General features: G+C 62.6%; 9 protein-coding genes. 8 read left to right on the plus strand and 1 reads right to left on the minus strand.

Annotation, left to right across the window (positions count from 1 at the left end):
* Positions 1-37: 37 nt before the first annotated feature.
* On the minus strand, positions 38-1369 hold the full coding sequence (gene tagH / locus HYE77_RS07295) for a type VI secretion system-associated FHA domain protein TagH (RefSeq protein WP_177068606.1): 1332 nt from the start codon (positions 1367-1369) through the stop codon (positions 38-40).
* A gap of 403 nt (positions 1370-1772) precedes the next feature.
* Between tagH and tssA the strand changes: the two genes are divergently transcribed.
* The 8 genes from tssA to tssH all read left to right on the plus strand — a co-directional run bounded on the left by tssA (position 1773) and on the right by tssH (position 11601).
* Positions 1773-2792 carry a type VI secretion system protein TssA gene (tssA, locus tag HYE77_RS07300; RefSeq protein ID WP_177068607.1) on the plus strand — a complete coding sequence of 340 codons (1020 nt, stop codon included), beginning with the start codon at positions 1773-1775 and terminating at the stop codon, positions 2790-2792.
* 54 nt (positions 2793-2846) lie between these two features.
* Entirely contained in the window at positions 2847-3353 is a 507-nt protein-coding gene (tssB, locus tag HYE77_RS07305) for a type VI secretion system contractile sheath small subunit (protein ID WP_003213340.1), read from the plus strand.
* Between the two features lie 2 nt (positions 3354-3355).
* The gene (gene tssC, locus HYE77_RS07310; RefSeq protein WP_003213343.1) at positions 3356-4852 is read left to right on the plus strand and encodes a type VI secretion system contractile sheath large subunit; all 1497 of its coding nucleotides are present in this window, start codon (positions 3356-3358) and stop codon (positions 4850-4852) included.
* A gap of 153 nt (positions 4853-5005) precedes the next feature.
* Positions 5006-5494 carry a type VI secretion system tube protein Hcp gene (locus HYE77_RS07315; RefSeq protein WP_003213345.1) on the plus strand — a complete coding sequence of 163 codons (489 nt, stop codon included), beginning with the start codon at positions 5006-5008 and terminating at the stop codon, positions 5492-5494.
* Between the two features lie 78 nt (positions 5495-5572).
* Entirely contained in the window at positions 5573-6088 is a 516-nt protein-coding gene (tssE, locus tag HYE77_RS07320; RefSeq protein ID WP_177068608.1) for a type VI secretion system baseplate subunit TssE, read from the plus strand.
* A complete protein-coding gene (tssF, locus tag HYE77_RS07325) occupies positions 6085-7944 on the plus strand; it encodes a type VI secretion system baseplate subunit TssF (protein ID WP_063033828.1) in 1860 nt (619 codons plus the stop codon). The genes tssE and tssF overlap by 4 nt, the downstream gene beginning before the upstream one ends.
* Positions 7908-8951: a type VI secretion system baseplate subunit TssG gene (tssG, locus tag HYE77_RS07330; RefSeq protein ID WP_177068609.1), complete on the plus strand. Its 1044-nt coding sequence runs from the start codon at positions 7908-7910 to the stop codon at positions 8949-8951. The genes tssF and tssG overlap by 37 nt, the downstream gene beginning before the upstream one ends.
* The gene (tssH, locus tag HYE77_RS07335) at positions 8944-11601 is read left to right on the plus strand and encodes a type VI secretion system ATPase TssH (protein WP_177068610.1); all 2658 of its coding nucleotides are present in this window, start codon (positions 8944-8946) and stop codon (positions 11599-11601) included. The genes tssG and tssH overlap by 8 nt, the downstream gene beginning before the upstream one ends.
* Positions 11602-11632 lie beyond the last annotated feature (31 nt).

Here is an 11632-nt window from a genome sequence, read left to right on the forward strand (position 1 = left end):
ACGTACTTAGCTATCCGTTGTTCCATGTACTGCGTTGTTAGTGACGCTGTCGGCTGCTGTGCGCTTCGTAGGCACGGCTGAATTCACGCCCGAACAGGTCCTGGAAATCTTCCTGGGCCTCGCGGGAAATATTGCTGTAGAGCTCGGTGAACTGCTGCCAGTACTGGGCCTGGCGCGAGCCGTTGAAAATGCTCGATAGCCCGCCGGGCTTGCCCATGCGCTCTTCGAGCTGCGCCGGTTCAAAGCGCGTCAGCAGGTGCTTGATGGCGGCTTCGACCCCGGCCATGACGGCCAGTTGGTGGGCGCGAAGATCGTCGAAACTGTCGCGCACGGCCAAGTCCGGTGCCATAAACGCCTGATTGCTGTGGCGTAGGAGCAGCAGTAGCGCTTCATCGGCATTCGGGGCGAATTTCAACGGATTGTTTTCCACCGGTTGAATCACCGTCTGCTGCATGCGGAACTCGCCCTTGAGGCTGCTGCGGGCACGCAACACGTCGATCAGGCCTTCGACCATCAGCCGGTAACTGCGGCCGATGCTTTCCATCTGGGCTTCGGCCTGGGCCTTGTCCAGGCGCAACTGATCGAGGCCCGCACCACGCAGGAAGGCTTGCAACAGGTCGGGCTGGCTGGCATCAGCCACCGGGAGCGGGCGCTCGACCTTGGGCGGCTCGATGACCGGCGGCTGTGGCGGTGTTGGCGGCGGCGGTGCAACAGGCCTGGGTGTCGGGGCATCGCCGAACAGATCCCAGTCTTCGGGGATTACTGAGCCCGAGACCACCGGCGCAGGCGGCTCAGCCACGGGCAGCGGTGTCGGCGGGCGGAAGTCGTGCTGCTCGGCCGGCACGTGATCGTGCACGGTGGCCGGCGGTACGCTGGTGGGCGCGAGGAAGTCGAACAGGTCCGGCAGGGTGTCCATCGACGAGGCGCCCTGGAACTGCGGCGCGATCACCGGAGGTGGCGTCGGGGCCTTCACGGCGGCGCCCATCAGGGCTTCGAAACTGTTGGAAGCGTCACCGGTGAAAGACGGGGTATCTGTCACTTTCAGGTTGAAATCGATACGCGCCTGGATCTCGTAATCGCCGATGCGGATCAGTTCGCCGTCCTGCAATGGCTCGCTGCTTCCCCGCCGCAAACGAATACCGGCATGCACTAACTCAACTCCATTAGTGCTGTTATCAGTTAAGTAGTAACGACCATCTTTGTACTGAATAACGCAATGTTGCGTGGAAACAAGACGTTCTGGATCAGGCAGTACCCAGTCATTTTCGGAACCGCGGCCAATAGCCATCACTCCCTGGTCCAGGGACTTTTCAGAACACTGGCCAGGGGTAATCTTGTGATAACTAGTGATAGTCAAGCACAGCGACATCTTGCCTCCTTGCTGATACTTCGCGCGCGGCCGTTCCCTGGGAGAAATGCTCCGAGAGATCCACGACAGATCCTTCCAAAACCTTGAAAGCCTGCTTCAACCCGCGTAATTGCTGATCTTAACCGGCCTGTATGACAAAAATCCTGCCTCGGCACCTGCTTCGACTGATCAGTCGCACAAGATGTTAAGCACCGCACATCTGTCATAGAGGGCGAATAGCTTACCTTGACAAGGCATAAGTACTACACCAAAAATGCACAACTTCTTGAACACCAATGATGGCGCTTTGAAATCAGCATGATGTCAAAGCGCTAAATAAGACCAAGAAAACATGCAAAGTTCCTCGCGCAACTAATGCATGAGTTGCCCGTCATCTAACGGGCTGATAGGGAGATCGAATTTAGTGGATGTGCCTCTGCTGCTCGCCGCCGTTTCCGCGACTTCGCCCTGTGGCGAAGACTTGGAATATGACGCCGATTACTTGCATCTTGAGCGTGCCGCACAGGGTCAACCCGAGCGCAGCATGGGCGACTCGATCCTGCCTGCCGAACCTCCGGAATGGCGCAGCATCCAGCAGCAAAGTCTCGACCTCCTGCAACGCAGCAAAGACCTGCGCATCACCCATTTCCTGTTGCAAGCCGCCCTCGCCCTCCAGGGCATTGCAGGGCTTGCCGACGCACTCGCACTAATCAACGCGCTGCTGCGCGAATACTGGGCCGACCTGCATCCGCGCCTGGATGCCGATGACGACAACGACCCCACCGTGCGCATCAACGCCCTCAGCGGCGTGGCCAGCGACGCGAACATCCGCCTGCTGCGTGAGGCCATTCTCACCCGTTCGCGCACCTTCGGGCCCGTCAGCCTGCGCGCCGCGCTGAATGCCAGCGGGCTGCAGAGTTTCCCCGGCGAAAACCTCGGTGCCGAACAGCTTAACGGCGCATTCCTCGACAGCGATGCCGAGCAACTGCAAGCCACCCGCGACGCGCTGAACGCCGCCCGCGACGCCTGTGAGGCCATCGAAGAATACGTCAGCGACCAGGTCGGTTCCGCCCAGGGCGTGGACCTCGGCCCCTTGAAGCAACTGCTCAAGCAGGCCGCGCAGATACTTAACCAATACGCCCCGCACAGCGGCGCTGCCAGCGAGCCCGAGGTTGTCAGTGACGACAATGCCCCCTCGGTTGAATACGCCGCCGCGCCCGTTGCAGCACGCCCGACCGGCGACATCGCAAGCCGCGATGAAGTGCTGCGCAGCCTCGACAAGATCCTTGCGTACTACACCCGGCACGAGCCTTCGAGCCCGCTGCCGGTGCTGTTGAACCGGGCGAAGAATCTGGTGCACGCCGACTTTGCGGCCATCGTGCGCAACCTGATTCCCGACGGCATGTCCCAATTTGAAAATCTGCGCGGGCCGGACAGCGAATAAGCGTACGGATCGCGCAGTTACAACACCGTCGCTCAAGCGACCAGGAGCAGCAACGTGGCGAAGCAAAGTTCTCAGAAATTCATCGCGCGCAACCGTGCGCCTCGGGTGCAGATCGAGTACGACGTCGAGCTCTACGGCGCCGAGAAAAAGGTCCAGCTGCCCTTCGTCATGGGCGTGATGGCCGATCTCGCCGGCAAGCCCGCCGAGCCTCTGGCGCCTGTGGCCGACCGCAAGTTCCTTGAAGTGGACGTCGACAACTTCGACTCGCGCCTCAAGGCCATGCAGCCACGCGTCGCGTTCCACGTGCCCAACGAGCTGACCGGCGAAGGCAACCTGAGCCTGGACATCACCTTCGAAAGCATGGACGACTTCAGCCCCGCCGCTGTGGCGCGCAAGGTCGATTCGCTCAAGCAACTGCTCGAAGCCCGCACCCAGCTGGCCAACCTGCTGACCTACATGGACGGCAAGACCGGCGCTGAAGAAATCATCATGAAGGCGATCAAGGACCCGGCACTGCTTCAGGCACTTGCCAGCGCGCCCAAGCCTGCAGGGGAGCAGTAATCATGACTGACAATACCGCCCGCGAAGGCACCCAGATCCTGGGTACCACCGAAGAAGCCAGCGAGTTCGCGAACCTGCTGCTGCAAGAATTCAAACCCAAGACCGAGCGTGCCCGCGAAGCCGTGGAAACCGCTGTGCGCACCCTGGCCGAGCAGGCTCTGGCCCAGACCGACCTGGTGTCCAACGACGCGATCAAGTCGATCGAATCGATCATCGCCGCCATCGACGCCAAGCTCACCGCCCAGGTCAACCAGATCATCCATCACCAGGATTTCCAGCAGCTGGAAAGCGCCTGGCGTGGCCTGCACTACCTGGTGAACAACACCGAGAGCGATGAGCAGCTGAAGATTCGCGTGCTCAACATCTCCAAGCCGGACCTGCACAAGACCCTGAAGAAATTCAAGGGCACCGCGTGGGACCAGAGCCCGATCTTCAAGAAGATGTACGAAGAAGAATACGGCCAGTTCGGCGGCGAACCTTACGGTTGCCTGGTGGGCGACTACTACTTCGACCAGTCGCCTCCCGACGTGGAGCTGCTGGGGGAGCTGTCGAAAGTCTGCGCCGCCATGCACGCACCGTTCATTGCCGCCGCTTCGCCAACCGTGATGGGCATGGGCTCGTGGCAGGAACTGTCGAACCCGCGCGACCTGACCAAGATCTTCACCACCCCGGAATACGCCGGCTGGCGCTCGCTGCGTGAATCGGAAGACTCGCGCTACATCGGCCTGACCATGCCGCGCTTCCTGGCGCGCCTGCCGTACGGTGCCAAGACCGATCCGGTGGAAGCCTTCGCCTTCGAAGAAAACACCGACGGTGCCGACAGCTCCAAGTACACCTGGGCCAACGCCGCTTACGCGATGGCGGTGAACATCAACCGTTCGTTCAAACACTTCGGCTGGTGCTCGCGCATCCGTGGCGTGGAGTCGGGCGGTGAAGTCGAGAACCTGCCGGCCCACACCTTCCCGACGGATGACGGTGGCGTGGACATGAAGTGCCCGACCGAAATCGCTATCAGCGACCGCCGCGAAGCGGAACTGGCGAAGAACGGTTTCATGCCGCTGCTGCACAAGAAAAACACCGACTTCGCTGCCTTCATCGGCGCCCAGTCGCTGCAGAAACCGGCCGAATACGATGACCCGGATGCCACCGCCAACGCCAACCTGGCCGCGCGCCTGCCGTACCTGTTCGCCACCTGCCGTTTCGCCCACTACTTGAAATGCATCGTGCGCGACAAGATCGGTTCCTTCAAAGAGAAGGACGAGATGCAACGCTGGTTGCAGGACTGGATCCTCAACTACGTCGACGGTGACCCAGCGCACTCCACCGAAACCACCAAGGCCCAGCATCCATTGGCTGCCGCCGAAGTGATCGTGGAAGACGTCGAAGGCAACCCGGGGTACTACAACTCCCGGTTCTACCTGCGCCCGCACTACCAGCTCGAAGGGCTGACCGTGTCGCTGCGCCTGGTATCGAAACTGCCTTCGGCGAAAGGCGCGTAACACCGTCGCTCGTTCCCACGCTCCGCGTGGGAATGCCGCCCGGGACGCTACGCGTCCCAGTGACGCAGAGCGTCACAAGATGCGTTACCACGCAGAGCGTGGGAACGATCAGCGTTAACAAATTCTGTGGCTGAGACCACACAGGGAGAAAACATGGCTGTTGATATTTTCATCAAGATCGGCGACATCAAGGGCGAGTCCATGGACAAGGCCCACAAGGACGAAATCGACGTATTGAACTGGAGCTGGGGCATGGCCCAGTCCGGCAACATGCACGTGGGCGGTGGCGGCGGTGCGGGCAAGGTGAACATCCAGGACCTGTCGCTGACCAAGTACGTCGACAAGGCCTCGCCCAACCTGATGATGCACTGCGCGAGCGGCAAGCACATCGACAAGGTCACGCTGACCGTGCGCAAGGCCGGCGGTGAAAGCCAGGTCGAGTACATGATCATCAACCTGGAAGAAGTGCTGGTCACCTCCCTGAGCACCGGTGGTTCGGGCAGCGATGACCGCCTGACCGAAAACGTGACCCTGAACTTTGCCCAGGTGATGGTGGACTACCAGCCACAGAAAGCCGACGGCACCAAAGACGGCGGCGCGATCAAGTTTGGCTGGAACATTCGCTCCAACACCAAACGCTGATTGCCCCTGTAGCCGCCACCCCAAGTGGCGGCTGCAAGCCCCCTGTTCCTCTCGCAACCCGTCCGTGGAGCTGCTTTGGTGGTAACTGAAATTGCTTCCCGCGATCGCCTGCAACCGTCCCTGCTGGACCGGTTGACCGACGATGACCCGACCAATCCCAAGGAAAGCGCCGACAAACGCGTGCTGTCCCTGAACCAATTGAAAGCCTCGGTGCTGCGTGACCTGACGTGGCTGCTCAACACCACTTCACTGCTCAACGCCGATGCCACGCTGCACACGCCGGCCGGTACATCGGTGGTCAATTACGGGCTGCCGGCGCTGGCGGGCAACAGTGTCTCCAGTGTCGACATCAGCGCCCTGGAAGCCTTGATCCGACAAGCCATCGCCACCTTCGAGCCGCGCATCCTGCGCCACACCTTGCGGGTCAAGGCACGCGTCGGCCACGGTGAGATGAACCACAACGCCCTGAGTTTCGAGATCGAAGGCGACCTGTGGGCGCAGCCGGTGCCGTTGCGCCTGTTGCTGCAAACCGACCTGGACCTGGAGTCCGGCCATGTACGTGTGGTCAACGCCGACCAGCGGAGACGCCCATGAACCCGCGCTTGCTGGAGCTGTATAACCAGGAACTGCACCACGTGCGCGAAAGCGCCGCCGAGTTCGCCAAGGAATACCCGAAGATCGCCAGTCGGCTGACCCTGTCCGGCATGGACTGCGCCGACCCGTACGTCGAACGCTTGCTCGAAGGCTTTGCGTATCTCACGGCCCGGGTCCAGCTCAAGCTCGACGCCGAGTACCCGACCTTCACCAACAACCTGCTGGAGATCGCCTACCCGCACTACCTGGCGCCGACCCCGTCGATGACCGTGGTGCAGTTGCAGGCCGATCCCGATGAAGGCTCCCTGGCCAGTGGTTTTCCACTGCCCCGCGACACCGTCCTGCGCGCCGCCTTGGGCCGCGAAACCCAGACCTGCTGCGAGTACCGCACCGCGCACCCGGTGACGCTGTGGCCGTTGCAGGTCGCCCAGGCCGAGTACTTCGGCAACCCGTCCGCCGTGCTCGGGCGGTTGGCCGCCAGCGAACCCAAGGCCAAGGCCGGCCTGCGCCTGACCTTGCGTACCGGCGCCGAACTGCCGTTCAACAGCCTCGCCCTGGATAACTTGCCGCTGTACCTCAGCGGTGCCGACGAGCAACCGTTCCGCCTCTACGAACAACTGCTGGGCAATGCCTGCGCGGTGTTCGCGCGCAAGCCCGGCGGTGATTGGGTTGAACGCCTGCCGCCGGATGCCTTGCGCTCCCGGGGTTTCGACGACGCCGATGCGGCAATGCCGGTGGTGCCTCGGGCATTCCAGGGCTATCGCTTGCTCCAGGAATACTTCGCCCTGCCCCACCGTTTTCTATTCGTTGAATTCGCTGAGCTGAGCCGCGCCGTCAAACGCTGTGACGGCCAGGAACTGGAACTGATCGTGCTGTTCGACCGTCACGATCCAAGCCTGGAAGGCAGCGTCGGCAAGGCGCAATTCGTGCCGTTCTGCACCCCGGCAATCAACCTGTTTCCCAAGCGTGTGGACCGGATTCACTTGTCCGAGCGGGTCAACGAACACCATGTGATCGCCGACCGCACGCGACCGATGGATTTCGAGATTCACTCCTTGAGCGGCATCACGGGCCACGGCACCGGACCGGAGCAGCCGTTCCTGCCGTTCTACGCGGTACGCGATCCGTCGCGCTATGGCCGTGACCAGGCTTACTACACGGTGCGTCGCGAACCCCGCGTGTTGTCCAGCGACCAGCGCCGCAACGGGCCGCGCTCCACCTATGTGGGCAGCGAAACCTTCGTCAGCCTGGTAGACACCCAGCAAGCCCCGTACCGCCATGACCTGCGCCAACTGGGCGTGACCGCACTGTGCACTAACCGCGACTTGCCGCTGTTCATGAGCGTGGGCAACGGCAAGACCGACTTCACCCTGGCCGACAGTGCGCCGGTCTTGGCCGTGCGCTGCGTCGCCGGGCCAAGCCGCCCGCGCGCCAGCCATGCCCATGACGCCAAGGCCTGGCGTCTGATCAGCCAGTTGTCGTTGAACTACCTGTCGCTGAGCGAGCAAGGCCAGGGCGCCGCCGCGCTGCGTGAACTGCTGCGCCTGTATGGCGACAGCAACGACGCCGCCCTGCAATTGCAGATCGAAGGCCTGCGGGAAGTCAGCAGCAAGGCGGTGACCCGGCGCCTGCCGATGCCCGGCCCGATCGTGTTTGGCCGCGGCCTTGAGATCACTCTGGAATTTGATGAAAACGCGTTCCGCGGCACCGGCGTGTTCCTGCTCGGTGCGGTGTTTGAACGGTTCCTGGCACGCTATGTGTCGATCAACAGTTTTACCGAGACGGTGATCCGTACCACCGAACGCGGCGAGATCATGCGATGGAAAGCCAAGCCCGGACGCCGTCCGACCCTGTGAGTACCCTGGATGCGATGCATCAGGAGCCCTGGGAATATGACTTCTTCCAGGCGCTGCGGCGCATCGAGTGCGAATCGCCGGACCTGCCACGCCTGGGGCACTCCCTGCGCCTGGCGGATGACCCGCTGCGTCTCGGGCAGCAGGCCGATTGCACCTTTGCGCCGGCCACATTGGCCTCGGTCGAACCTGGGGCTGAAGGCCAGCCGGCACGGCTGGAGCAGTTCTTCTTCGGCCTCGGCGGCCCCAACGGCCCGCTGCCGCTGCACATCACCGAGTACGTGCGTGAGCGCCAGCGCAACAACGCCGACAGCACCAGCAAGCGCTTCCTGGATGTGTTCCACCACCGCCTGCTGACCCTGTTTTATCGCGCCTGGGCCGAGGCACGGCCTACCGTCAGCCATGATCGCCCGGACGATGACTACTGGTCGGCGCGCCTCGCCGCATTGAGCGGTCGCGGCACCCCGAGCCTGCTCAACCAGGGCCTGATCCCCGACACGGCGAAGCTGCATTACAGCGGCCACCTGTCGGCACAAACCCGCTATCCGGACGGCCTGAAGGCGATTCTCGGCGAGTACTTCGGCCTGCCGGTGGAGATCGAAGAGTACATCGGCCAATGGCTGGAGCTGCCCGAACGCAGCCGCGTGAGTGTCAGCGCCAACCAGCTGGGCGTGGACTTTTGCCTGGGCAGCCACGTGTGGGACCGCCAGCATAAATTCCGCATTCGCCTGGGCCCGCTGAAGCTCGATGACTACATGGGCATGCTGCCCGGCAGCCAGCCGTTCAACGAGCTGGTGGCGTGGGTCGCCGAGTACCTGGGCCACGAACTGGACTGGGACCTGAACCTGATCCTGCAACAACCGGAAGTGCCGGCCCTGCAACTCAACGGCCAGTTCCGCCTGGGCTTCAACACCTGGCTCGGCCAACCCGAGCATGACGCCAACGACCTAATCCTGGCCCGGCATTACGCCGAACACGCCAACACCTCAAGGAATCCAGAGCATGGGTGAAATCAGTCGCGCCGCACTGTTCGGCAAACTCAACAGCGTGGCCTACAAGGCCATCGAAGCCGCCACCGTGTTCTGCAAGCTGCGGGGCAACCCGTACGTGGAACTGGCCCACTGGTTTCACCAGTTGCTGCAACTGCAGGACTCTGACCTGCACCGCATCATTCGACAGTTCAATGTCGAGCCGGCGCGTCTGGCCCGCGACCTGACCGAAGCCCTGGACCGCCTGCCCCGTGGCTCGACGTCGATCACTGACTTGTCGTCCCATGTGGAAGAAGCGGTCGAGCGTGGCTGGGTCTACGGCAGCCTGATGTTTGGTGAAAGCCAGGTACGCACCGGTTACCTGGTGCTGGGAATTCTCAAGACGCCGAGCCTGCGCCATGCGCTGTTGGGCTTGTCCGGTGAGTTCGACAAGATCAAGGCCGAAGCCCTGAGCGAACGCTTTGACGAATACGTCGGCGACTCGCCCGAAAATGCACTGAGTGCCAGCGACGGCTTCAATGCCGGTGCTGTACCGGGCGAGGCCAGCGGCGCCATGGCCCCGAGCGCGATGGGCAAGCAGGAAGCCCTCAAGCGCTTCACCGTCGACCTGACCGAACAGGCCCGCAGCGGCAAGCTCGACCCGATCGTCGGGCGTGACGAAGAGATCCGCCAACTGGTGGACATCCTCATGCGTCGCCGCCAGAACAACCCGATCCTTACCGGTGAAGCCGGCGTCGGCAAGACCGCCGTGGTCGAAGGCTTCGCCCTGCGCATCGTCGCCGGCGACGTACCACCCGCGCTGAAAGATGTGGAACTGCGCAGCCTCGATGTCGGCCTGCTGCAAGCCGGCGCCAGTATGAAAGGCGAGTTCGAACAGCGCCTGCGCCAGGTCATCGAAGACGTCCAGGCCTCGCCGAAACCAATCATCCTGTTTATCGACGAAGCCCACACCCTGGTAGGTGCCGGTGGCGCCGCCGGGACCGGTGACGCGGCCAACCTGCTTAAACCCGCCCTCGCCCGCGGCACCTTGCGTACCGTGGCCGCCACCACCTGGGCCGAGTACAAGAAGCACATCGAAAAAGACCCGGCCCTGACCCGTCGCTTCCAGGTGGTGCAAGTGGCCGAGCCGTCTGAAGACAAGGCGTTGCTGATGATGCGCGGCGTGGCCTCGACCATGGAAAAACACCATCAGGTGCAGATCCTCGACGAAGCGCTGGAAGCGTCAGTGAAGCTGTCCCACCGCTACATTCCAGCGCGCCAGTTGCCGGACAAATCCGTGAGCCTGCTGGACACCGCCTGCGCCCGCGTCGCCATCAGCCTGCATGCGGTGCCGGCAGAAGTCGACGACAGCCGCCGCCGTATCGAGGCACTGGAAACCGAGCTGCAAATCATCGCCCGCGAGCACGCGATCGGCATCGCCATCGGTGCGCGCCAGACCAACAGCGAAGCGCTGCTGAACGCCGAACGCGAGCGCCTGGCCACCCTGGAAAGCCGTTGGGCCGAAGAGAAAACCCTGGTGGATGAGTTGCTCGCCACCCGTGCGACGTTGCGCGAAAAATCCGGTGTCGTGGACAGCGGCGATGATCAATTGCGTGCCCAATTGGTAGACCTGCAACAACGCCTTAGCACCCTGCAAGGCGAAACCCCGCTGATCCTACCGACCGTGGACTACCAAGCGGTGGCCTCGGTGGTCGCCGACTGGACCGGCATCCCGGTGGGCCGCATGGCCCGCAACGAACTGGAGACGGTGCTCAACCTCGACCAGCACCTGAAGAAACGCATCATCGGCCAGGACCACGCCTTGCAGATGATCGCCAAGCGCATCCAGACCTCCCGCGCCGGCCTCGACAACCCGAGCAAGCCGATTGGCGTGTTCATGCTCGCCGGCACCTCCGGCGTGGGCAAGACCGAAACCGCCCTGGCCCTGGCCGAAGCCATGTACGGCGGTGAGCAGAACGTGATCACCATCAACATGAGCGAGTTCCAGGAAGCCCACACCGTGTCCACCCTCAAGGGTGCGCCACCGGGCTACATCGGCTATGGCGAAGGTGGCGTGCTGACCGAAGCCGTGCGGCGCAAACCCTACAGCGTGGTGCTGCTGGACGAGGTGGAAAAAGCCCACCCGGACGTGCATGAAATCTTCTTCCAAGTGTTCGACAAAGGCGTGATGGAAGACGGCGAAGGCCGGGTGATCGACTTCAAGAACACCTTGATCCTGCTGACCACCAACGCCGGTACCGAGTTGATTTCCCAGGTCTGCAAAGACCCGGCGAACATCCCCGAGCCCGAGGAAATCGCCAAGGCCCTGCGCCAGCCGCTGCTGGAGATTTTCCCGCCGGCGCTGCTCGGCCGCCTGGTGACCATTCCGTACTACCCGCTCAGCGACGAGATGCTCAAGGCAATCACCCGCCTGCAACTCAACCGCATCAAGAAGCGTGTGGAGAACACCCACAAAGTCGCCTTCGATTACGACGACGACGTGGTCGACCTGATCGTGTCCCGCTGCACCGAAACCGAAAGCGGCGGGCGGATGATCGACACCATCCTCACCAACAGCCTGCTGCCGGACATGAGCCGCGAATTCCTCACCCGCATGCTCGAAGGCAAGGCGCTGGCGGGCGTGCGGATCAGCACACGGGATAACGAATTGCACTACGACTTCAACGATTGACCTGACGGAATGCGATCAAAACTGTGGGAGC

Source organism: Pseudomonas sp. IPO3774, from assembly GCF_013386835.1.
In the GTDB taxonomy this organism is placed as follows: domain Bacteria; phylum Pseudomonadota; class Gammaproteobacteria; order Pseudomonadales; family Pseudomonadaceae; genus Aquipseudomonas.